27 protein-coding genes are annotated in these 23,337 nt (G+C 49.3%); 12 read left to right on the forward strand and 15 right to left on the reverse strand.

Annotated elements, in window-relative coordinates:
• Position 1: 1 nt before the first annotated feature.
• The 8 genes from ICL55_RS06345 to ICL55_RS06380 form a co-directional block, all read right to left on the reverse strand.
• Positions 2-796 (reverse strand): MlaE family ABC transporter permease, encoded by a 795-nt coding sequence (locus tag ICL55_RS06345; protein ID WP_188095185.1) that lies wholly within the window; start codon positions 794-796, stop codon positions 2-4.
• Positions 797-1,048: 252 nt separating this feature from the next.
• Positions 1,049-1,534: a GNAT family N-acetyltransferase gene (locus ICL55_RS06350; protein ID WP_188095186.1), complete on the reverse strand. Its 486-nt coding sequence runs from the start codon at positions 1,532-1,534 to the stop codon at positions 1,049-1,051.
• Between the two features lie 182 nt (positions 1,535-1,716).
• Positions 1,717-2,211: a MarR family winged helix-turn-helix transcriptional regulator gene (locus ICL55_RS06355; protein ID WP_223151337.1), complete on the reverse strand. Its 495-nt coding sequence runs from the start codon at positions 2,209-2,211 to the stop codon at positions 1,717-1,719.
• A gap of 23 nt (positions 2,212-2,234) precedes the next feature.
• A complete protein-coding gene (locus ICL55_RS06360; protein WP_188095187.1) occupies positions 2,235-3,008 on the reverse strand; it encodes a hypothetical protein in 774 nt (257 codons plus the stop codon).
• 99 nt (positions 3,009-3,107) lie between these two features.
• A complete protein-coding gene (locus ICL55_RS06365; protein ID WP_188095188.1) occupies positions 3,108-4,754 on the reverse strand; it encodes a glycoside hydrolase family 28 protein in 1,647 nt (548 codons plus the stop codon).
• Between the two features lie 99 nt (positions 4,755-4,853).
• Positions 4,854-5,291 (reverse strand): MarR family winged helix-turn-helix transcriptional regulator, encoded by a 438-nt coding sequence (locus ICL55_RS06370; protein WP_281392448.1) that lies wholly within the window; start codon positions 5,289-5,291, stop codon positions 4,854-4,856.
• A 24-nt stretch (positions 5,292-5,315) separates the two neighbouring features.
• Complete coding sequence (locus ICL55_RS06375) at positions 5,316-5,993, reverse strand: type 1 glutamine amidotransferase domain-containing protein (RefSeq protein ID WP_188095190.1); 678 nt, start codon at positions 5,991-5,993, stop codon at positions 5,316-5,318.
• 10 nt (positions 5,994-6,003) lie between these two features.
• Complete coding sequence (locus tag ICL55_RS06380; RefSeq protein ID WP_188095191.1) at positions 6,004-6,429, reverse strand: organic hydroperoxide resistance protein; 426 nt, start codon at positions 6,427-6,429, stop codon at positions 6,004-6,006.
• A 105-nt stretch (positions 6,430-6,534) separates the two neighbouring features.
• On the opposite strand from ICL55_RS06380, the gene ICL55_RS06385 reads away from it, so the two are divergent.
• The 6 genes from ICL55_RS06385 to ICL55_RS06410 all read left to right on the forward strand — a co-directional run bounded on the left by ICL55_RS06385 (position 6,535) and on the right by ICL55_RS06410 (position 12,403).
• Positions 6,535-8,127: a c-type cytochrome gene (locus ICL55_RS06385; RefSeq protein WP_188095192.1), complete on the forward strand. Its 1,593-nt coding sequence runs from the start codon at positions 6,535-6,537 to the stop codon at positions 8,125-8,127.
• Between the two features lie 208 nt (positions 8,128-8,335).
• A complete protein-coding gene (locus ICL55_RS06390) occupies positions 8,336-9,187 on the forward strand; it encodes a TIGR02452 family protein (RefSeq protein ID WP_188095193.1) in 852 nt (283 codons plus the stop codon).
• Complete coding sequence (gene ybiA / locus ICL55_RS06395) at positions 9,177-9,725, forward strand: riboflavin biosynthesis intermediates N-glycosidase (protein WP_188095194.1); 549 nt, start codon at positions 9,177-9,179, stop codon at positions 9,723-9,725. Before ICL55_RS06390 ends, ybiA begins: the two co-directional genes overlap by 11 nt.
• Complete coding sequence (locus ICL55_RS06400; protein ID WP_188095195.1) at positions 9,725-10,267, forward strand: RNA 2'-phosphotransferase; 543 nt, start codon at positions 9,725-9,727, stop codon at positions 10,265-10,267. Before ybiA ends, ICL55_RS06400 begins: the two co-directional genes overlap by 1 nt.
• A 76-nt stretch (positions 10,268-10,343) precedes the next feature.
• Positions 10,344-11,102, forward strand: a complete 759-nt coding sequence (gene map / locus ICL55_RS06405) for a type I methionyl aminopeptidase (protein ID WP_188095196.1) — start codon at positions 10,344-10,346, stop codon at positions 11,100-11,102.
• 116 nt (positions 11,103-11,218) lie between these two features.
• Positions 11,219-12,403: a THUMP domain-containing class I SAM-dependent RNA methyltransferase gene (locus ICL55_RS06410; protein WP_246496157.1), complete on the forward strand. Its 1,185-nt coding sequence runs from the start codon at positions 11,219-11,221 to the stop codon at positions 12,401-12,403.
• Positions 12,404-12,455: 52 nt separating this feature from the next.
• Here ICL55_RS06410 and ICL55_RS06415 read toward each other — a convergent pair whose 3' ends face one another.
• The 3 genes from ICL55_RS06415 to ICL55_RS06425 form a co-directional block, all read right to left on the reverse strand.
• Positions 12,456-13,313, reverse strand: a complete 858-nt coding sequence (locus ICL55_RS06415; RefSeq protein WP_188095197.1) for an alpha/beta fold hydrolase — start codon at positions 13,311-13,313, stop codon at positions 12,456-12,458.
• Between the two features lie 53 nt (positions 13,314-13,366).
• Entirely contained in the window at positions 13,367-13,951 is a 585-nt protein-coding gene (locus tag ICL55_RS06420) for a TetR/AcrR family transcriptional regulator (protein ID WP_188095198.1), read from the reverse strand.
• 146 nt (positions 13,952-14,097) lie between these two features.
• On the reverse strand, positions 14,098-14,571 hold the full coding sequence (locus tag ICL55_RS06425; protein WP_078672604.1) for an Lrp/AsnC ligand binding domain-containing protein: 474 nt from the start codon (positions 14,569-14,571) through the stop codon (positions 14,098-14,100).
• Positions 14,572-14,808: 237 nt separating this feature from the next.
• Here ICL55_RS06425 and ICL55_RS06430 point away from each other — a divergent pair, with 237 nt between their 5' ends.
• Both ICL55_RS06430 and ICL55_RS06435 read left to right on the forward strand, forming a co-directional pair.
• A complete protein-coding gene (locus ICL55_RS06430; protein WP_188095199.1) occupies positions 14,809-15,996 on the forward strand; it encodes a serine hydrolase domain-containing protein in 1,188 nt (395 codons plus the stop codon).
• 51 nt (positions 15,997-16,047) lie between these two features.
• Positions 16,048-16,929 (forward strand): class I SAM-dependent methyltransferase, encoded by an 882-nt coding sequence (locus ICL55_RS06435; RefSeq protein WP_188095200.1) that lies wholly within the window; start codon positions 16,048-16,050, stop codon positions 16,927-16,929.
• Here the strand turns inward: ICL55_RS06435 and ICL55_RS06440 are convergent.
• Complete coding sequence (locus ICL55_RS06440; protein WP_188095201.1) at positions 16,926-17,345, reverse strand: response regulator; 420 nt, start codon at positions 17,343-17,345, stop codon at positions 16,926-16,928. The genes ICL55_RS06435 and ICL55_RS06440 overlap by 4 nt on opposite strands.
• A gap of 181 nt (positions 17,346-17,526) precedes the next feature.
• Here ICL55_RS06440 and ICL55_RS06445 point away from each other — a divergent pair, with 181 nt between their 5' ends.
• Entirely contained in the window at positions 17,527-18,198 is a 672-nt protein-coding gene (locus tag ICL55_RS06445; RefSeq protein WP_188095202.1) for a DUF4136 domain-containing protein, read from the forward strand.
• Positions 18,199-18,202: 4 nt separating this feature from the next.
• On the opposite strand, the gene ICL55_RS06450 is transcribed toward ICL55_RS06445, so the two are convergent.
• Positions 18,203-18,643: a nuclear transport factor 2 family protein gene (locus ICL55_RS06450; protein WP_188095203.1), complete on the reverse strand. Its 441-nt coding sequence runs from the start codon at positions 18,641-18,643 to the stop codon at positions 18,203-18,205.
• Between the two features lie 83 nt (positions 18,644-18,726).
• Here ICL55_RS06450 and ICL55_RS06455 point away from each other — a divergent pair, with 83 nt between their 5' ends.
• Positions 18,727-18,957: a DUF3820 family protein gene (locus ICL55_RS06455; RefSeq protein WP_223151338.1), complete on the forward strand. Its 231-nt coding sequence runs from the start codon at positions 18,727-18,729 to the stop codon at positions 18,955-18,957.
• 92 nt (positions 18,958-19,049) lie between these two features.
• Here the strand turns inward: ICL55_RS06455 and ICL55_RS06460 are convergent, their stop codons facing one another.
• Positions 19,050-19,538, reverse strand: coding sequence for a bactofilin family protein (locus tag ICL55_RS06460; protein ID WP_223151339.1), 489 nt, complete (start codon positions 19,536-19,538; stop codon positions 19,050-19,052).
• Positions 19,539-19,556: 18 nt separating this feature from the next.
• On the reverse strand, positions 19,557-20,621 hold the full coding sequence (locus ICL55_RS06465; protein WP_188095205.1) for a ParM/StbA family protein: 1,065 nt from the start codon (positions 20,619-20,621) through the stop codon (positions 19,557-19,559).
• 249 nt (positions 20,622-20,870) lie between these two features.
• Between ICL55_RS06465 and ICL55_RS06470 the strand changes: the two genes are divergently transcribed.
• Positions 20,871-21,236: a hypothetical protein gene (locus tag ICL55_RS06470; RefSeq protein WP_188095206.1), complete on the forward strand. Its 366-nt coding sequence runs from the start codon at positions 20,871-20,873 to the stop codon at positions 21,234-21,236.
• A gap of 205 nt (positions 21,237-21,441) precedes the next feature.
• A complete protein-coding gene (locus ICL55_RS06475; protein WP_246496158.1) occupies positions 21,442-23,292 on the forward strand; it encodes a M1 family metallopeptidase in 1,851 nt (616 codons plus the stop codon).
• Positions 23,293-23,337 lie beyond the last annotated feature (45 nt).

Here is a 23,337-nt window from a genome sequence, read left to right on the forward strand (position 1 = left end):
CCTACCTGATTGAATTTACTACCTGAACAATGATTACTTCTTCTATAAATATCAGGAACATGGAAATCACCACCGAAATGTTAGCGGCTTTACCGACGCCCTGTGTACCCTGAGAGGCATTGTATCCCTGGTAACAACTAACGATGCCAATCGTAAAACCATAGGCCATGGCCTTAAAAGTGGAAGCGAACAGGTCCAGGAAAGTGATATCGCTGAAGGCCTTCAGGAAAAAGAAGGTGATGCTGGTCTGTTCGTTTACATGTACATCAAGATAAGAGCCTAAAAGACCAACCAGGGCCGTGTAGGCCATGAGTATGGGCAAACATACGGTAGTGGCCAGTACGCGTGTCACCACCAGGTATTTGAACGGGTTGATGGCCGATACTTCCATCGCGTCTATCTGTTCCGTTACCCGCATAGATCCCAATTCCGCACCAATACTGGAACCCACTTTACCGGCGCATATCAGGGCGGTCACCAGGGGTGCCAGTGCTCTGATCACGGCAATCGCTATCAGCGAGGGAAGCCAGGACGTAGCGCCAAATTCAGACAAGGATGGCCTTGATTGTTTGGTGAATACCAATCCGGTGATGAAGCCTGTTAAACTAATGAGGGCCAGCGATTTATAACCAACCATATAACATTGGCGTATAAATTCCCTGGTTTCAAAGGGGAACCTGAAAAGTTCCCGGAAGAACCGGGCTACAAAAAGAAAGGTGGTATGTACGCTGATGAAAAAGCGATCAACTCCGGGTGATATGACTGGTTTTTCTGGTTGTCCGTTGCTGGAATCCATTTGCCGATTTTTAACTACATGAAACTAAATCAGAGCCCAATAATATTACAAAAAACGGTCTTTTTTGTTATTCCGGCCACAACTTAATACACATATTTTCAGGCCCATGGCGTCATAAACAGGTGGAAACGGGCAGTGGAGCAGGAGGAAGAGGTAACGGGCAACGTTATACGTTTGGGGATTTTTTTCCGCTATTTGCCGGCAGGAAGCAGCAGACAAAGACAATGGCCCCTTTGTCTGCTGCTGAAAACATTAACGGTGGTAATGGTAAAACACATCATCTACCATCATCCTTGGGAAAGCAGGCGGCAACTGGTCGGGTGTTACCTGGTCAAATCCTTTTTTCTCATAAAAACGGCGGGCGGCATGGAGGAAGTTCACCGTGCCGAGGTAAATGTCCCGGATACCCCGGGTAGCGGCATAACGAAGCAACGTGTCCAGCAGGGCTGTGGCGATGCCGTGTTCTTTTCCTCTGTATTCCTTGCGGACAAACATTTTACGCAGTGCGGCCCCGTCTGGCGCGTAAGCAATCAGTGCAATGGTGCCCACCAGCCTGTCGCCATCAAATGCGCCCCAAAAGCCGCCCCCGGTCTGATGGTAGTACTGCTCGATATCCAGCAGGTCCTGCTGCTGCGAAAGATTGGTCGGTACGTTAAACTCCTGCTGCTGTATCGGCAGAATCAGATTGATTACTTCTTCAGAATAATCATTGCCAATCGGTCTATAGGTAATTGCCATGGGATTACTTTTCTGCAAATATATGTAGTTGACTACATATATTGAAAAAAAAATGAAGAAGCGCTATGGTAGGGGACTCTAATCGAGATGTCAGTCGTAATAGTGGAAGGGGTACAACAGAGGAAGGACTTCATTATACATAGCGGCAGAACAACAACGCCAACACATCATTGCCCAGGGCTTCAGCCCTGGGGATGCTGGTGCCGATGAATTTCTTCCGCTCTTTCAAAGAAGCTTTTCTCCCGAAAACGGGCTTCCACTTCATTGATGGCGTTCATAATATTATTGGTGCTGTTGGTCAGATCGGTGAGGGCAGCGGTGATCAGTTCCCAGACGGGTTTCATCTCAGTTACCAGCTGCCGGCCTTTTTCGGTGAGGCTGATCAGGCGTTTGCGGGTGTCGGTCTTATCTTTCCGGGAGGTGACCAGCTTTTTGGCTTCCAGCTCTTTGAGCAGGCTGATGGTGGAGGGGTGGGTATAACCGATTTCATTTGCAATTTCCACCACGCTCAGTACTTCATTGGCATGTAGACTGTACACTACAGGAAACCATTTCGGCTCGAAGTCAATGCCATGGGCTTTGTAAATCTGTTGGCCGTCTTTGCGCAACAGCTCGCCCAGGCGCTGCAGGCGCGTGGAAATCGCCAGGATGCCGGATTGATCGATCGCATTAATCATACCGCGAAAATAAGCAGTCGCTTTTAAATAGCCACAGAATCTTGCTGCGTATGAAAACGGAACGACCGGGAGCCATCTTTAGCGGTGACGATGGTCACCTGCAATAATTGACCGGGTGTGGCAGGCAAGGACTGCAAACTGCAAAATGTCTGTGCACCGATGCGGTACCACGTATAGGCCTCACCGTTAATTATTCCCTGCAGCCTTTCGGTTACAATGCCCCGGATGGTGGACCGGTGCGTGATACTTTTGAGATAATGCTGGTATCTCCTGATCATAAAACATAAGCCGGCGCCCACTACGATGGCGGGCGGCGTCCAGCCCAGCAATACGGCGGGTGTGCTGAAGCGGTCGGGCATGCCGATCACATAAAACAGTACGGAAAGAATAATGGCGAAAACCAGGGCGACAAGGCCGGTATCTTTCAGCAGGGAAGAACGCGCCGCGGTAAGGATGGCCTGTTCCTGCAACACCGCCGGATGTGCTTCATATGACACGTCGGGCAACAACCAGGTATGTTCCCCATAACGGACCGTTTCCAGCCTCACCGGCTGGTGAATCAATCCGGATGCCTGCGTCAACTGCGGCAGAGCAGCAGTACCAGGTACAGACAACAACGGGAAGGCCTGCACGAATTGGCCGTCTTCAAAATAATAACGAAGGGTATGGTTTTCGGCGAGTTCCAATCTCACCAGATGCCCGCTACAGACAGTTTTTTCATACGTGCCCGGGATAATCTCCAGTTCTTTCAGCAGTTGAGCGTCGGCAGCAGACAACGGAACTTGTTTCTGTTGCATCTGTTCATTGGAAGCGTTAGGTGGACAAATAGGATTTACGCATTTGTATTAACAACAAAATACGTAAAAATATTATCAAATAACTGTCTGTACCCAATGTTATTTTATTTGTACTGCCTGTGTATTACCCTGACATGCCCGTTGCGCTTTATGATGGTCGCCTCCTGCTATAATAATGTTGGCGCTCTGATGACCGTCTACCTGCAAAAACGTGTTGGCGGCAGACAATAACCGGGTGGCGGTACATAATATATCCCGGCTGTTGATGAACCGCAGGGCGGTAGCATCCGGATGCCCCTGTATGCTCAGCCCCTGAACAGCTGCATCGGATACATTGTCCAGCACCAATGCCGGGCGGAGGTCTGGTTCCCGGTAAGTGAGCCGTACATTTTGCAGCGTAAGTCCCTTCACATTGCGGGCATACAGCCCATAAGCGGCGGCGCCGGCGGGAGCGGTGCCCCATACGCCGAAGTATTCAACGGAAACGGCCGGCACCTCTTTGGTGGCCATGGCGGTAGTACCGCCGCCGGCGGCGGTTACCTGTACGTCGGTGAAACTGATATTTTCAAGATAACTGTCGCCGACACCGTTGAGCGTGATACAGCTGTATTGCTCTCCTGCAAAAGGTTTTACGTCAAATGGAATATCCGGATGGTTCTTCGGTTGGGTGACCAACGATGCCCGGATGTTATTGAACGCAATATTGCGGACGAAGGTGTCACTGTTACTGCCGGCATTAAAGCCAATCCCTATAGGTCCGGTAACGTTCTCCATCACGATGTTGCTGAAGAGGAGGTTTTCAATTTTCGATTTGCCCGCGCCAATCTTTACCGGACAGCCATAGGTGTCGTAGATGATACAGTTGGATACGGTAATGTTTTTCGCTTCGCCGCTGCCAAAGCGGAAGATAGACCATCGCGTGCTAAAGGTGCAGTTGGTGACGGTAACAAACTGGTTGCTGCCAAACAGCGCGCAACCGTCATCCTGACAAGCCACGTCACAATCGGAGATATGGACATGCTGACTACTGTTAAAGTGAAAGCCGTCATTGTTACGGTTAACGCGATTGTATATACGAATTCCGCGAATATTCACTTCCCGGCACTCCAGGATGCGGAAGCAGTGATAGGCGCTGCGGGTGAAAAAAGCGTCCTGTATGCGGATATGACGGCAGCGATAAAAAATCACGAGGTGGGGCCGGTCGAAATTACCGCCTTTCTGTCCGCCCGGACCCGTGCCGTCTCCCTTGCCGTTGTTGAAGTGAATGCCATCACCGTCAATGGTACCGCTGCCTTCAATGCTAATGTTTTCAGCATTGGCTGCAAAGAGGAATACCACGTTGCCATTGCCGGGTGGTATGCTGGCAGGCGCCTGATAGTCTTCCCGGCGGGGACTTCCCAGAATACGTCCGCCCACAGCAAGGTGCAGTGTCACATTACTTTTCAGCTCCAGCGTGCCACATAAAAAATCGCCGGCAGGTACCCATACTATGCCACCCCGCTGTTGATGGCATTCATCAATGGCGCGTTGAATAGCCTGGGTGTCATTGGTATGGCCATCACCGCGGGCACCGTATTGTACTACATCATAGATGAAGGAGTACTTGTCTTTTGCGGTATCACCTGTGGCAAGGGCAATAGCGGGGATGGCGGTGGCCCCGGCGGCTGCCAGGGCAGGCATGGATATTTTTTGAAGCCAGGCACGACGCGTTAGGCCGGAGGCTTCACCGGTAGGGTAGTTGATCATAATCGTGGTTTTATGCAAACGATTGCATTTTACACTAAAATAATCATTTTTATAAAAGACAAGAGATAATGTTGATGAACGTGGGAGGAGGAAAAAAATCTATCCTTTCAGCGCCGGTTTAAGCCGGTACAGCAGTGGGGTAATAGCGTCTTTGATATCCTGTACTTCGGTTGCCGTGATACCCAGACTGTCTGCCAAACGGAGCGGTGTTTCAGCAGCCTGCTGCTCCAGCGCAGTGCCCTGTGCGGTCAGCTGGATATTGACCACACGTTCGTCTTCTTTACTGCGCACCCTTTTGATCAGCTTCTTGGCTTCCAGCCGTTTCAGCAAGGGGGTTAAGGTGCCTGAATCGAGCATCAGCGTTTCTCCGAGGGTTTTTACATTCATAGACTGATGCTCCCATAGCAGCAACATCACCAGATATTGTGGATACGTAAGGTCCAGCTCACCCAGAAATGGCTGATAATGGGAGGTGATCAGTCGCGATAAAGCGTATATCGGAAAACAGAGTTGGTTGGAGAATTTGAGCTGTTTCAATGTTCGCAATTTAACAACACAAAACTACGCTAATGTTTCCAGTAAAATACGGGCTACTTCTTCGGAGGACGCCGGGTTCTGGCCTGTAATCAGCAGTCCGTCCCGAATGGCATAGGAATGCCAGTCCTTTTCCTTGCTGTAAATACCGCCATTCTTTTTCAGTTCATCTTCTACCAGGAAGGGTACTACTTTCGTCAGCTGTACGGCATCTTCTTCGGTATTGCTGAATCCTGTTACTTCTTTGCCTTTTACCAATGGCTCACCGTTGGGGGCTTTCACTTTATTTAATACACCGGGCGCGTGGCAAACAAAAGCCACCGGCTTGTTTTGTTTGTAGAATGTCTCGATCAGGGCAACTGACACCGGGTCGTTGGCGAGGTCCCACAGCGGCCCATGACCACCAGGATAAAATACGGCGTCGTAATCGTCTGCCGCTACTTCATTGAGTTTCGCTGTGTGAGCCAGTTTGTTTTGCAAGGCCTGGTCCGCGTTAAACCGTTGTGTGGCGGGCGTCTGAAAATCAGGTAGCGCGCTTTTAGGATCAATAGGAGGCTGGCCGCCTTTGGGCGATGCAATGGTCACTTCCGCGCCGGCATCGGCCAGCGCATAATAAGGCGCCGCAAATTCTTCTATCCAGAAACCGGTCTTCTGCCCGGTATTTCCCAGCTCATCGTGGGAGGTAAGCACAATTAATACTTTCATAAAATAACGTTTAAATCACTTCAAGGTCAACGGAAATATTACCACGGGTAGCCAGTGAATAAGGACATACCTGATGCGCTTTTTCCACCAGTTCCTGCGCCACCTGCCGGTCGGCTTCCGGAATGTGTACCCGCAGCTTTACAGATAACCCGTAACCGCCCGCATTGTTCTTACCCAGACTAACTTCCGCAGTAACACTGGTGGTACCGGTCTGTACCCTTTGTGTCCGGATGACCAGATTGAGCGCACTGTCAAAGCAGGCGGCATAACCGGCGGCAAACAATTGTTCCGGGTTGGTATAAGCGCCTCCATGGCCACCCATGGCGGTAGGGATTCTTACTTCGAGGTCCAGCACGCCGTCGGAGGTGCTGACATGTCCGTTTCTTCCACCTGTGGCGGTGGCTTGTGCCGTGTAAATAGTTTCGGTAATCGTCATGTGCTGAATTTTAATAGTGTAAAATTAAATTGTATACAATTTAATTCCAAATATTTTTTTCTGTAGATGAATACGTTATTTTTATCATCATTTATCCTTAGCCCTATGTCCAGACTATTCCTTTCAATGCTCCTGCTGGGGAGTTGCTATGCCTGTAACACGGCAGACAAGCCTCACCAGCCACCTGCGGATAAGCCGCAGCCTCAGCTTTTTTCCGTCAATACCTACAGAGACACGGTCCTGCTTACCGGTAAAGGCGCCCGCATCCACATCGTCGCCAATGCCATCAAAGCGGAAGGTAGCCAGGTACAACTGGAGGTAACAGAAGTATACGATGTAGGAGAGATGCTGGCCTCCGGTATACAAACCGTCAGTGACCACCAGCTGCTCAGCAGCGGCGGCATGATCAATATCCGTCCGGCTGGTAACGCAACAGCCCTGATATTGCAACCGATACGGGTGGAAGTTCCCACTGCTTATTGGCAGGAAGGCATGATGCATTATACCGGGGCAACAGATGAAGAAGGTAACATCAACTGGACAAACCCCGAACCACTTCCACGGCAGAAAATACAGGAGCCGTTGGATAGGGGACATGCCATCCTGGAGCAGCATTGTTATAGTTGTCATGCTATCGACCGGAAGCTGACCGGCCCTGCTTTAATGCATGTTACCGCCCGCCGTGACAAACAATGGCTTTATGCCTTTATACGTAATAGTGATGCGGTCATTGCCAGTGGCGATCCGGAAGCCAGTTGTGTGTTTGTGGATTATAATATGACCGCCATGACAAAGTATCCGGCGTTATCGGATGAAGATCTGGAAAGCATCTGTCTCTATATAGACCAGGTAAGCAAACAAAAAGATCTCGCTGGCTATTACCGCGTGCAGAAAGCGAGAGATACCTGCCGGAAATACTTAGCCATCCGGGGCGCATTATTAGCTAAAAGAAACCAGGCGCTGTACAAAATAATGGATACATCTGTATTCGGCAGGGCATCGCCATCAAAGGCACCTGTGTACAACCAAACATCAGTAGCGGAAGACACGCAGCCTGATATTCCCGGCTATTATAATCCCGTTTATTATGATATGGTCATCAGCGCATTTGGTTGGCATAACCTCGACATGCTATTGAAGCATATGCCCGGTGTGGAGAAAACACGTTTAACCGTGGTGGTTAAAGGTGCTTACAGAAAAGACGTTCAACTGTTCCTGTTGATACCTGAATTGCGGGTAACTGTAGAGGGCCTGCCACTAAACGGGAAAGCCGATACTTACATTTTCGGTGATGAAGACGAGATATGGCTGCCGTTAAACCGACAGGCATGGATCGTGGCCATGGGAAAAACAGACGGTAAAACACTCTTTGCCAACACTGGTTTCAGTATACAATTGGCTCAACAGTTGGCCATTAGTCCGGAAATCAGCAGGCGTGATGTGTTTAACCAATGGCTCAAAACACTTGGGATGAATCCTGTGAAAGATCTTGATGAGCAGACGCAGGACCCTCCGGTTGTGGATGTAAGCCGGAACGAGGCTTTGTTGCGAAAACAGGCTATAAAGCTGATTGCAAGTAATCCGGAAACGAAACAAATAGACTCTCTGCTTTTGCTGTTACAGGCACTAAAGCCTGTCGGCGTCAACTGTGGTTGTGATATGCCTGTTCAGCTGCCAGCGACCGCTCCCGGCGGATAACAACGCAAAAGACTATACGCCTTTTTAGCCCCCGGCCCATATCAGGCCGGGTTTTTTATGCCCGGTATTATCTTCCGCAGAAAAAAATGTTGTCTGGTAAAATAAAATTGTTTTACTTTGCGTCATAATGACGTAAACAAAACATCAGCATAGGAAGCCGGACCCCATTGATGCGCTTTCAATCACCTGGTGTGTAAATGATGATAGTATGAAAAAACAAACAAGGGCCAGGATTGCCTGGGAAACACTGGATATCCTTACCAGTGGCAGTTATGTTAATCCCCACGGAAAAACAGTCAACATTCAGCCCGCCCTGCAATATGCCGCCAATAACACGGTCCTGTATCGCCCGGATGATTTTGAAACGGTTTATCAGCAACGCGACCGGCAAACTGCTCAACACGAAGGACATATTGAAGTGACAGGAGAGAGCACCTACGCCGCCGCCTATCGGCTGGTGGTAAAAGAAAAACAGTCCAGTGTCTGCTGCCTGAATTTCGCTTCGGCTAAAAATCCCGGTGGTGGCTTCCTCAAAGGTGCCCACGCACAGGAAGAGGCATTGGCGAGGGCCAGTGGACTGTACACCTGTCTGCAACAGCAAAGCGAGATGTATCAGGTCAACAGGAACAACGGTAGCTGCCTTTATACAGACCATATGATTTATGCTCCCCTGGTACCGGTATTCCGCAACGATGCAGATCAACTGCTGGAGGATTATTATACCGTGTCTGTTATTACCGCGCCGGCGGTGAATGCAGGGGCAGTGAAAGATAATGAACCGGAGAATGCTGCCCGTATCAAACCGGTGATGCTGGCCAGAATGGAGAAGCTGTTGTCCGTAGCGGTAGCACAGCAACAGACAACACTCATACTCGGCGCCTGGGGCTGCGGGGTATTCCGCAACGATAAAGAAGACGTGGCCGGATGGTTTGCTTCACTGTTGAACAGCGACACGTTCCGTCACCGCTTTTCGAAAGTGGTGTTCGCCGTGTACGATAATACAGAGAAGCAGGACACGATCCGGGCATTTAAAAACCAACTAACGAAGCATGTCGTATAACAATCAGTGGCTGATCGAAAAATATCAGCGTAAAGATAAAATCAAATACCTGTTTTTCTGGGGGCATCAGCCAGCGGCCGACGGAACGGTTACCCAGAGCTGCTTTAGTCAGTGGTGGGTAGCGCCCTTTGAGGAAAACGGTATCACCTATCCCACGGCAGAACACTGGATGATGGCGGGAAAAGCACGGCTGTTTAAGGATGACGCTACCTTGCAGCGCATCCTCAAAGCGAAAACACCTGCTGAAGCGAAAAAGCTCGGCAGACTGGTGCAGCGCTTCGATCCGGTGGTATGGGACGAGCATAAATCTGCTATCGTGATCGCGGGCAACCTGTTGAAGTTTTCCCAGCATCCAAACCTGAAAACATTTTTATTAAACACCAAAGACCGCGTACTGGTAGAAGCCAGTCCGGTTGACTCCATATGGGGCATCGGTATGAAATCCGATCATGAACAGGTGGAGAACCCTCTCCGCTGGAAAGGCCAGAACCTGCTGGGTTATGCGCTCATGGCGGTTAGGGACAAACTATTATCATAATGGACCAGAAAAGAAGAAAAAATATCAGCAAATTCATGAGCCTTGTCCTCCGGCATAGCCCGGAAACCATCGGTCTGCAACTGGACGACCAGGGCTGGGCCGATGTACAGGAACTGATGGGCAAAGCTGCCCGCAAAGGCCAGCACTTCAGTATGGAAGAACTGCTGATCGTGGTAGCGGAGTGCGAGAAACAACGTTTTGCGCTGAATGATGACCACACCCGCATCCGTGCTAACCAGGGACATTCCGTGAACGTGTCGCTGGACCTGGAAGCAGTTGAGCCACCGGAATACCTGTATCATGGCACCGTGGGGAAGTTCATGCAGGCGATCCGGCAGGAGGGACTGCTCAAAATGAGCCGTCACCATGTACACCTCTCTGAACAAAGGGATACCGCCACGGCTGTTGGCGCCCGCAGAGGCCAGCCGGTGATACTCACCGTCCACAGCGGTCGCATGTTCCGTGATGGCATCGTCTTCTTCCGGTCGGCCAACAACGTTTGGCTGACAGACCATGTGCCGGTAAAATATATTGCGTTTTAAAGTGGTGACATCCCGTCACCACTTTTGACGGTTTGCCATGCTTTCCCTACCTTTATTATGACCAAAAACAGCAGCTATGTCAATTACATCAGAAGCGGAATTACAAGGAATGAGAAGGATCAGCGAAGTAGTGGCCGTTACGTTAAAGGAAATGCGCAACTACGCCAGACCGGGCATGTCCGCAAAAGAAGTGGATGAATTCGGAGGGGAAGTACTGCAGCGATATGGTGCTAAATCCGCTCCCAAGCTCACTTACGGCTTTCCCGGATGGACCTGCATCAGCATCAACAACGAAATAGCACATGGTATTCCCCATGCTACCAAGATCCTGCAGGAAGGCGATCTGGTGAATATCGACGTGTCTGCGGAGCTGGATGGCTTCTGGGCAGACAACGGCGGTTCTTTTGTATTGGGCAACGACCTGCATCAGCATCAGCCACTGGTCAATGCTTCCCGCAGCATCCTGTATAAAGCGCTCAGCCAGATCCGTGGGGGTGTAAAAATTGCTGACATCGGAAAACTGATAGAAAAGGAAGCCGCTAAAGCCGGCTTTACCGTTATCCGCAACCTCGCCGGACACGGCGTGGGCAGAGGCTTACACGAGCCACCGGAAGATATACTCAATTGCTACGAAAGACGCAATAAAGAACGTTTCCGTAAAAACAGCGTAGTGGCGGTGGAAACATTTATCTCCACCCGCTCCAATTACGCTAATCAGGCTAATGACGGCTGGACATTGATCGGCAATAAAGGCGGATTTGTGGCACAGCATGAACATACCATCGTTATCACCGATGGCGCCCCCATCATCCTCACAGCGGATAATGAGATTTAACCATGGGGTTATTGAGTTATTTTGTTATGGAGTTATTGAAGGTGTCCCCAATAGAGATAATTCTGCAATAGCGCAATAACAAAATAACTCAATAACAAAATGGTTACATTTGCCGGATGATGTCTTTATATACAAAGAAAGCACCGGTGACCGTCACCTGCCACAAGCGGCTGACACCCTACCTGGAACAGGAAATAAAAGACCTGGGTTTTACAGTAGAGGAAACTTTTGTAACAGGCGTGCGCCTGTTGGCCTCTGTCAACGAATGTATCCGTTTAAATCTCCACCTGCGCTGCGCCAGCCAGGTATTATACAGCCTCCAACAGTTCGAAGCTTTTAACGCCGATGATATTTACAGGGAACTGAAATCGTATCCCTGGGAAACCTTACTCCCGGCCGACGGGTATTTCTCTATTACCAGCAATGTTCAGAATGAAACTATCAATAACAGCATGTTCGCCAACCTGCGGGTGAAAGATGCGGTGATAGACCGTATGCGCGAAAAAACCGGCAAACGCCCTTCTACAGGGGCCGAGCTGAGTGGCGCTGTGGTCCATCTGTTTTGGAAAAATGAACAGGCAGAAGTTTTCATAGATACCTCCGGCGATTCACTGGGTCGCCACGGTTATCGTAAAATACCCGGCAAAGCACCGATGCTGGAGGGATTGGCAGCAGCCACCATTCTGGCTACCCGGTGGGACCGCCGCTCGCCGTTTATAAACCCGATGTGCGGTTCCGGTACCGTGGCTATTGAAGCAGCGCTGATCGCCACCAACAGCCGCCCGGGCCTGTTCCGTGAGAACTACGCTTTCATGCACCTGCTGGGATATGATGAAAAGATATATCTCCAGGAACGAGGCATTTTGGAGAGTCAGATCGTGGATGTGCCGGGATTGAAGATCATCGCTACAGACCTGAGCCCACAAGCGGTGGAGAATGCCCGGAAAAATGCCCGTGCAGCTGGTGTGGCAGATCTGATCACGTTTTCTGTCTGCGATTTTGCAGCCACGCCCGTTCCTGCTGAAGGCGGCGGCGTGGTATATATGAACCCTGAATATGGCCTGCGTCTGGGAGAAATCACGGCGCTGGAAGAAACGTATAGCCGTATCGGTGATTTTATGAAACAACGCTGTGGAGGGTATACCGGTTACATCTTCACGGGTAACCTCGATCTGGCGAAGAAGATAGGCCTCAAAGCCAAACGCCGGATAGAGTTCTATAACAGTACGCTCGATTGCCGGTTGCTGGAATATGAGCTGTATGCCGGTACCCGCGATGCCCGGAAACTGGCACAGGAATAACAACTGCTGGTCGGTATACGGTAGGCGTATGCCGACCAGCAGTTTTGCGCTGCTACTGTTGTTCCCCTTTCTTCAGAAATGTTTTAATGAGGTCGGCTACTTCATCGCCGTATTCCTCGAGTAAAAAATGTCCTCCTTCAAACAGGTGTAGCTCCGCATTCGGCACATCGCGCAGGTAAGCGGTAGCACCTTCTCCCGGGAAAATATTGTCATTTTTGCCCCATGTGATCAGTGTACGTGGCTGGTGTTGGCGCAGCCAGGCCTGCCAGGCCGGGTACAACAAAAAGTTGGTGCCGTAGTTGGCAAACAATACCCGTTGAATGGGTTTGTCGATAACGGCCGCGTCGAAAGTCCAGCTGTCGGGTGAAATGCGGGACGGGTCAGTGGCGCCGACCAGATTGTCTGTACGCATACCTTCCTTTGTCAGCATACGGTCTACCGCCGCAGCCAGTGCTACCGGATCACCGGCCTCCTGTAAGCGGCCTATTTCCTGCACGAGCGGGCCCAGTCCTTCCGTATAGGCGTTAGCGTTTTGAATCAGCAGGGAGGCCACCCATTCAGGGTGACGGGTAATGATACGGAAACCAACAGGGCCGCCATAATCCTGCATATACAAGTGGAATTTCGTCAGGCCGAGTTGTATGATAAACTGCTCCATGACGGCCGCCACGTTATCGAAGGTGTACGTAAATGCATCGGTCGCTGGTTTGCTGCTATAGCCAAAACCGGGGTAGTCGGGTGCTATCACGTGATAGTGCTCCGCCAGCGCGGGGATCAGGTGGCGGTACATGTGAGAGGACGACGGAAATCCGTGCAGCAGAAGCACTACCGGGGCATCCGGACTACCTGCTTCGCGATAAAAAATCTCCAGATCGTTGACAGTAGCAGTGCGATAAAATGTTGCGCTCATATATTCTTTTTTAAATTGTACTGTTTGGTACAAAATTGATGAAAAAAAATGTGTTAGCAGATAGGGGAGAGATTCAGCTCGATCAGGGCTGACAGTCCATCAGTACTGGGATACATCCGGCGGGTGATATTGAGCCCATTCCACAGGTTCACCAAATGCCTGGCCAGCGTAGGTGCAGGCACCCTGGTTTTTAACCGTCCGCTCTGTTGGCCTTTCTCCATAATGCTGGTGAACAGCTGTTCCATTTCCTGCAGCCGGTGGACCGCTTTCCGTTCCAACGTCGGTTCGGTATGCGACAGTTCCGCTACCGTGTTGCCCATATAACAGCCCTTCATATGCACCGGGCGGCTTTCTTTGGCAATGTTCCGGAAGAAGTCCAGCACGGCCGATACCGGATCGTTGCCAATGGCAACAGCCGCCTTCAGGTCTGCAAATGCCCGTGTGCTGAACTGTTCCAGCGTCTTTTCGAAAATCTCCTGCTTGCCGCCGGGAAATGCATTGTAGAAACTGCCCTTCCCGATACCCATGGCTGTCAGCAAATCCTCGGTAGACGTAGCCTCATAGCCGCGCTCCCAAAAAACGGCCGTTGCCTTCCGGATCACCTCCTGCTCGTCAAATATGCGGTTTCTTCCTGCCATGGTTTAAATTGTACTAATTGGTACAAAATTAGTAAAAAAAACAATTCCACAAAATTTCCGTGAGGAACAAAAAGGGTTATCAAGGGAGAAGAAGGAGGTCGAAAAAAGAATGAAGGCGGTTATGCCTTCATTCCCTGTTATGATCGTTAACTTATTTCACTGACATTGACAGGCCGGGAGAAACTTTCTTCCAGCGAAATAATGGTTTCTGTACGCTCTATGCCTTTGATGTGCTGCAGGTCGTCCTGTAAGATTTTACGCAGCTCCGCACTGTCCCGGCATATGATCTCTGCAAACATGCTATAGGCGCCCGTTGTATAGTTCAAACGCACAATCTGCGGTATCTTTAACAACTGCCTGGCCACATTTTCATACAGGGAACTCTTTTCCAGATAAATGCCAATGAAAGCCAGTACATCATATCCAATCGCACGCAGATTTACCTGTAACCGGGTACCTTTGATCACGCCCATTTCATGCAGCTTTTTAATACGCACGTGGATCGTGCCGCCTGAAACAAACAGCTTTTTCCCCAATTCGGCATAAGAGATACCGGCATCTGTTGACATTTCTGAAATGATCTGTAAATCTAATTTGTCAATATTTAAAGAGTGGCTCATTTTCGCAGGGCGATTTAGATTATTTTCTAAAAATATGCTTTTTATTGCAATAATCGCAAAAAAATATGAATTCCAAGTTTCTCCCGACTGTTTTTCCCGGGAATATGTTTTATATCCGCACACCAACGGCCATTTTCGGACGTCAAATTATGATTGCAGATAGCTATCTCGCTGAAAATCAATATTCCTACTATCCGGCATGTTTTTGTTTTCTCCCTATGAAAAATTGTACGCCCAATGAAATCAATATTATCCCTGCTGTTATTATGCCTCCTTACCCTGACAGGCTTCACGCAGTCTGTCAAACGCCTCAACAACACTACCATCACGCCACAGGCGCTGACCACGCGGATACAGCAACTGATGGACACCGCGCGTGTCACCGGCATGACGGTAGCGGTTTTTAATCACAATAAACCAGTGTATGTACGTGCTTTCGGTTACGCAAACAAACAGACCAGCACCCCGATGGACACCAGCACCATCTTCTGGGCCTGCTCCTACAGTAAAGCGGTATTCGCCTACTGCGTAATGAAACTGGCAGACCAGCACATCATCGATCTGGACACGCCGCTGGTAAAATATCTTCCTAAATCATTACCAGATTATGTGTTCGAGAAAAAAACAAGAGGATACCAGGACATCCGGGAAGATCATCGTTATGAGAAAATTACAGCACGCATGTGCCTCGACCATACCACCGGACTGCCCAACTACCGCGGGTTTGAAGAAGACGGAAAACTAAAGATCAAATCCGACCCTGGTACCTTGTACGGTTATTCCGGCGAAGGGATATACCTGCTGCAGTTTGTGCTGGAACAAGTGACCGGCAAAGGATACGAAACCATCGCACAGGAACAGGTGTTCAAACCCTTAGGCATGGCGCACAGCAGTTATATCTGGCAAAGCACCTTCGATGCCAACCATTGCGTAGGCCATGATACGGCACAGCATACCTATGAATTTGACGCCAGGACACGCGCACATGCTGCCGGCTCGCTCTATACCAATATCACCGACTGGAACCGGTTTATGACCGCCATGCTCACCGGCGAAGGCCTTAGCCGTAAAAGCGCCGCAGCCATGCTGCAGGCACAAATACCGATACTTTCTAAAAAACAGTTTGGTCCTGACGCCTGGGTGTATGATAAAACACCAGCTACCACCAATATCTTTTACGGACTGGGTGTTGGACTGCTGAAAACGCCTGTCGGCCAGGCTTTCTTTAAAGAAGGCCACAGCGAAGGCTGGGGGCATTATACGATTGCCTTCCCGGAAAAACAGATAGCGATCACTATCATGACAAATAGCGACAATGGGGAAGACATCTTCAGGGCATTACTGGAAACGGCTATCGGTGACGTATATACGCCGTGGTACTGGGAGAACTACATTCCTTACAATTACACGACAGCAAAATATTGATAATTCCATCCCGATTGTGTAAATTGTCTTTCTCCAAAAAAGACACATACCATGAAGGAATCTGCCTCGAGTAAAACCGCGCAGTATATGGCACTGTTCCGTGCTATGGAAACCACCCGTTCAGAAAACAAAAGAGTATTCAAAGACAAATATGCTCACCTCTTTTTGCCACCTGGTTTAAGGGTAGCGGCATGGCTGAGCCATCTGCGCGCGTTTCGGAAGGTAGCTGAAAATATTATCCATAAAAGAATTCCGGGCGCCTACACTTCCGGCATTGCCCGCACCCGGTTGATAGATGAGTTGCTGGAAGAAGCGGTCCGTAAAGGCGCCCGGCAGGTAATGATCCTTGGGGCCGGCTTCGATACCCGTGGTCTTCGCCTGCCTTTTCTGCATGGTATGCCGGTCATTGAAATAGATCATCCCAATACAGCCAAATACAAGTTGTCAAGGCTCAGCCGACAGCATATTCCCCGGCATATCCGTTATTATCAGATCGACTTCAACAAGCAGAGCCTCGATCAGCTGGGCGCGCAGCATCAGTTCGATTTTACGGTACCCACCGCCATTATCTGGGAAGGGGTGACCAACTATCTTACCGCCGAAGCGATCGACAGCACCTTTGCTTTTCTGCAACGTTTCCCTGCCGGTTCCCATGTTATCTTCACCTATGTGCATCAGGAAGTGCTGGACAATCCTGCTGCCTTTACCGGCGCAGAAAAACTCCTGAAAGATGTGGCTAATCTGGAAGAGAAATGGACTTTCGGTTTCCTGCCCGCTGCCTTGGCAGCCTACCTGCAGCGTTTCGGGTTTATGCTCACCAAAGACCTCGGAGCGGATGAATACAGGGCGCTCTATCTGAATGGAAGGGAAAAAGAAGAAGGGTATGAGTTTTACCGGGTAGCGTTCGCCCGCCGGACGGAAGACCAGGGTTAATGTAAGGAAGTAGTGCCTCTGGCCAATACAAGCTGCAATAATTTACACAGATCATCAAACCTTGCCGGCTTGGTGATATAATCTACCGCACCCATGGAACGGGCGGCGGAAATCTCCCTGGGTTCGTCACTGGTACTATAAATGATCACCGGAATATTTTTCAGGTACTCAATGTCCTTGATACGCTCCAGAAACACGATCCCATTCATCAACGGCATATTCAGGTCCAGAAAAATAAGATCAGGCAGGTAAGTATGGGTACAAAGATTATCCAGCGCCTCCTGACCGTTACCGGCCGTGAGGCATTGTACGGGATGATTCAGTTCGGCCAGCGCCAGTTTAAAAAGCTCCTGGTCATCTGTGTCATCGTCCACCAATAACAGGGTTTTTAACTCCCCATAATCCTTGTATTGCATATAGCGGTCTCCAGGTTATAAATGTACGGTTTATTCTATTAATAAAAGATGCTCAAGATCCTATATAATTCATTCACGCTCACGCCTATATGTAGTGTTTGCGGCCTGAACATTTTGACTTTGTGGATGTTATCCATATAGATCACAGACCTCTTTTCCGGGGTTTGTTAAAAAAAATCTTATGTGTACTCCATTTGTATCTTTCAGCCGCCGCTACCGGGGATATATTGCCCTATTGGCGATAGCGCTTTTTATAGCCGCCTGCGGCACTTCCGTCCATATGACCGGCACCTGGAAAGACCCGGCTGCCGAGCCGGGTGGTTATCACAATATTCTGGTGGCGGGCCTGAGCTCCAACCAGACAGCACGCGGGACAGTTGAGAATAAACTGGCTGCACAGTTACAACAACACGGCGTGGTGGCCGGAAAAAGCATCGATCTGTTTCCGCCTAACTTCGATCCTAAAAAGGAGGAATCAGTAAAATCCGCTTCCGGTAAAATCGAGGCGGCAGGTTATAAGGCTGTACTCACCGTAACCCTTATCAACAAGGAGTCTGAAACCCGGTATGTTCCGGGTACCATGATGTATGCGCCTTATCCCGCTTATGGCTGGTATGGCCGGTTCTGGGGCTATTACGGGTATATGTACAACTCGGTATACTCACCGGGATATTATACCACCGACAAGGTGTATTTCCTGGAAAGCAACCTGTACGACCTGACTAAAGACGGGAAACTGGTTTGGTCCGGTCAGTCAGAGACCTATAACCCTAACAGCCTGGAGTCTTTTGCCACTGCTTACGCTAAGAAGGTAACAGAAGCGCTGCAGAACAACGGACTTTTGAAAAGATAAACCGTTAGTTGGACGGCTTGTTGTAATAGGTCCGATCCTGAATAATCTTACCGTTTTCAACGGTAAAAACCACACAGATGGGGAGGTGCCATTTTTTGCCGTCCTGGCCCGTGGCGCTGGAGACAAATTCAACGATAATGTGATGTTTGTCGCCATAGATGTCCCTTATTTCATCGTGTACATCGGGGAACAACCGATGCAGTTCCTGGTATTTTTTAGTCAGCGAGGAAGGGCTGAGCGTTACCATTTCCGGACCATATTCGGGGTCCAGGAATTGTGCTGAATCAGCGTAGCAGGCTGCCATCTTCTCCCAGTCATGCTCGTTAAAAGCAGTGAACATTTCCTTTACCACCTGAACATGAGGGTTTGACAGGCTGATTTTTCCACCTGGCTGCACGCAGGCTGTTACCAGAAAAAGAGATAAAATGGTACAGTACATTTTCATAGCAGGGTAATTTGATGCTGAGAAAAATCAAATTACGAAGAAGTATGATAAAAGCCTAACTTGCTTGTTTTTAATTGATTTTTATGGAGATGACACAACCGAACCCGGAGATATTGCAACAGCTGGTAACCATGAAAATGCCCTTCGGGAAATATAAGGACGTGGTACTGTGTGATTTGCCGGTAAGTTATCTGGAATGGTTTCAGCGTAACGGTTTCCCTAAAGGTAAACTGGGCATGATGCTGGAAACAATGCTGGTCATCAAAATGAATGGCCTCACACATCTGCTGACACCCCTGAAAAAACAGCGATGAATAGCCATATCTGAAAATAAAGAGGCTGCCTCGTTTCCGGGCAGCCTCTCCAAATAACGTTTAAGTATATACGTTGTTTAGTCAGGACATGGTTAAAACCAACTGGTGGTTTGTTCTTCTTCTTCGTTGGCGGCCGACGCAGCAGGAGTAGCGGCGGCAGTAACAGGAAGGGTTTCTCCTGTCACCGGAGGATGATGTTGTTCTACAGCAGGAGGTGTTTCCGGTTTAGGGGTGGGAAGCACATTTTTCCGGATGGCCCCTTCCACCACAGCGCCCTCTTCCAATTCCAGCACGATGGCATTCACGTCTCCCTTAACGAAGGCTTTATTGCTGATATGCGCTTTGTTGCTGATATACACGTCTCCATACACTTTTCCGTGTACAACGAGGTCGGCTGCGTAAATATGCCCTTTTATGCTGGCGGTTTCACTTACTACCAGTTTGCCGGTCGTTTTTACGTTACCCTTTACGTTTCCGTCAATCCGCCCAGAAATGGTAGCATCGATGCTGCCGTTTACGGATACTTCTTTTGGGATACGAAATGCTCCCGGTACAATGATGTTTCGGAAAAAATGTCTCACACTTATCACACAAAGAAATTAGAGGGTTATGGGATTATTTACGACTGGTTGATGCTCGTCATCGAACGTAGAGATAATAGAACTGGAGTTGCCGAGGTCGAGGCCAACGCTCCGTTGAGGTTTATTGTCTGATATCCGAAGACTGTTATAAAGATAACCAATACTCATGAGTTTTTCAGGTTCGGGCGCTACTTCCACCGGAATAAAATCACGGAACTCTTCCTGGAAAGCATCGGTTAATTCTTTATAGTGGGCACCGCCACCCATCAGGTATATTTTTTCGCAGCTTTCAAAGTCCAGATCGGTGAAGTAGCTACGCATCAGCGGAGATACCACCTCTTTGTAATACTGCGTCAGCACACCTTTGCGCATCTCGCGCAGGTCAATGCGTTTGCGGTTGGTGAAGATAGAGCCTTTCATAAAGGCGTCGTCTACCTGGTGCTCGTTTTTCATCTCCAGATAGTGTTTCTGGTTCAGTTCACGGGTCAGGTTGTTGATAGCGTAACGGATACCGTGAGAGCTAAAGCAGGTACGGTGTACCAGGCCGTCGCCGGTGGCCATGCCGCCTTCTATGGTGCCAAAACCAAAGCTGATAGCGATGAAGTTGTCCAACTGCGGTTCGTTGATCGTCTTTTTGAGGCCAATGATACCGCCCACGATCTCAGGGATGACTTCATACTTTTCGATGTCGAACATCGCTTTTTTGAAAGACCCTTTGGTGTTGTACGTTTGCGTATCATAGTCGATCAGGAAATGCCGCTTGCTCAGAAACTGTTCTGCTGCGGTTTTGTAGACGTTGTAAGTAGAAAAAGGGAAACCCATGGTCAGTGCAATGGGCTGCTGTACTTTGTCGGCCGTATTGAGCAGTGCCGCTTTGAACAGGATTTCATAGTCTTCTTCAGTAGGAGCTGCATTGGTAATCCTTCCGGGATTGATGCCTCCTCGTTTGGCCAGATTGCCTACCAGATACCAGGTTTCATCTTTTTTGATCTTCAAGCCGTTGAGCAGATCTTTGCTCGAGTTTTCGGTATTCCCAAAGGCAGTCTCAAAAACGCTGGGAAAACTGGTTGTAGTTACTTTCATAGTGTTGTATTGATAATAACGGTTGTTTTCTCAATTTAGCCGGGATGAGGGTTTCATCATGATACTAAACAGGGCTTAAATATATAAAATATTAGTAAACAAGGGGATGACAATCGCTGAATGTAAGTTAAATTTAATACAGCTTCTCTGAATTACAAAATACCACTGATACTAAAAGGGCAGGATTCCCGTTTTTAATAATAGTTGTCCCCCTTATCCCTGCCTGTATTCACTTCTTATCTGGTTTTCATGCGATCCATGCGATTGGCCTGGCTGCTTTCAGCGCTGCTATGGGCTTGTAACTCCTCCCAGAAAATTTATACCGCCCCTGCCATAGGCGCGGAAGCTCAGTTTGATAAAGGGCTGCGCCCCGAAAAACATCCCAAATATCTTTTCGATAAAAAGACGATGAAAGACCTGGAACGACAGGGCGTCGTCTCGGACTACACCAGCAAAAGAAGAAATACCGCTCCCACCGCCCCGGTAAAAAAATCAGGCGGCGGTGAATCGACCGCCACAGACTCTACCGCGCATACAACAGACAGCACGGGAGCCTCCCTGCCACATCCGGCAGATAGTGTGCGTACACAACCAGACAGCATTCCACACGGGTAACTCCGGCTCGCGCCCAGGGTTACGTTGTTGTTCCGGTTATTTTGAGGTCATGTTTAAGTCGCCACCATCACTTAAAAGGAAGACCCCTGAAAGAATTTGAACAACACCATGGCCCGGGTCTTCAGCTCTGGGGGAAAAATCCCTATTTTTGAAAAACAGGCCCTTCTGTTTTCAGCGGCCCTTTACGAATGATGAATGATGTATGATGACAAAGCGTTTCCTTTTTTTACTGTTGCTGGCAGGCTGGCAACAGGTTACAGCACAATCCCTGTTTATGCCGCGGAACATCCGTCAGGCTTATGAGAAACAAACAAGGAATGAAAGTGGCGCCCCCGGCGCCCGTTATTGGCAGAACAAAGCCAACTACGATATTCAGGTAAAATTTGAACCTGCCACTAATCTGGTATCTGGCTCGGAAACGATCGTGTACACCAACAACAGCCCTGATACCCTGCGTTTCCTGAACTTCAAGTTGTTTGCCAACCTGTTCCAGCATGGCGCTATCCGCAATATGGTGGTAACGGCAGAAGACCTGCATAAAGGGGTGGCCATCAAAAACTTTAAGATCAACGGTGTGTCCAGAAATCTTTCAGCCGTCACCGGAACGAACATGCCGGTCAACGTGGACGATCTGGCACCAGGCCAGAAAGCACAAATCTCACTCGACTTCTCCTACGTGCTGAATGAAAATACCCATATCCGCACCGGCTCGGTAGATACCGGCGCTTACTTCATTGCGTACTTCTTCCCCAGAGTAGCAGTATATGATGATGTCAATGGATGGGACATGGTGCCTTACAACGGTGTAACCGAATTCTATAACGACTTCAGCGATTTTCGCGTAGCGATCACCGTACCGGGCAATTACCAGGTATGGGCCACCGGCGACCTGAAAAACAGCCAGGAGGTGTATACAGATACTTACCTGCAAAGGATCGCCCGGGCAGAGAAGAGCCATGAGGTCATCGACATCATTGACAGCGCAGATATCAGGAAGGGAAATATCTCTCCCCGGAATGCCACCAATACCTGGCGGTTTGAAGCGTCCAACGTGGTGGATTTCGCTTTTGCCACCAGCAACCACTACTACTGGAAAGCTGCCAGCGTGGAAGTGGACCCCGTCACCAAACGTCGCACCCGGGTGGATGTCGCTTTCAATCCCACGCACCTGGATTACTTTGAAGTGATTGACTACGCACGGGCCACCGTCGATAAAATGAGCCACCATTTCCCCAAATGGCCGTTCCCTTACCCTCATATCACCATATTCGACGGACTGGACCAGATGGAGTATCCCATGATGGTGAATGATAACCCGGTGTCCAGCAAAGCAGGGGCGATAGAACTGACAGACCATGAGATCTTCCATACCATGTTCCCGTTTTATATGGGCACCAACGAAACCATCTACGCCTGGATGGACGAAGGTTGGGCTACCATAGGGGAGTGGCTGATTTCTCCCATGATCGACTCCTCCATCGTGGATAGTTACGGGATGCCTAATTACAACGCTATTGCCGGCAAGGCACAGGACCTGCCTGTCATGACGCCGTCCAATCAGCTGACAGACGCCTATATGACCAACTCTTATCCGAAACCGGCACTGGGCTACCTCTATGTAAAAGATATGCTGGGCGACAGCCTCTTTCTGAAAGCGCTGCATCATTATATCCGTACATGGAACGGAAAACATCCGCAGCCCTATGACTTCTTCAACTGCATGAACACCGGTTCCGGTAAAAACCTGAACTGGTTCTGGAAAAGCTGGTTCTTCGACGATGGTTATCCGGACCTGGCCATCGAAAAGGTAATCCATAACGGACAACGTTACGAGGTGACGGTCGTGTCAAAAGGCACCAAGCCCGTACCCGTAGACGTGACGGTGCTGTTCGACGATCAGACCACACAGCAACTGCACAAAAGCATCGAATGCTGGGAAAAAGGTAATAAAGCCGTGACACTGAGTTTTACGTCTTCCAAAAAAATCAGTAAAGTGATATTGGGCAGCACCTGGGTGGCGGATGTCAATCCATCGGATAATGTGAAGGTGTTTTAAGATCGCGTTGCTGCAGAGAGGGACGGGGATAAGGGAGCCGTAAAA

The organism is Chitinophaga varians, assembly GCF_014529945.1.
GTDB classification, from domain to species: Bacteria; Bacteroidota; Bacteroidia; order Chitinophagales; family Chitinophagaceae; genus Chitinophaga; species Chitinophaga varians.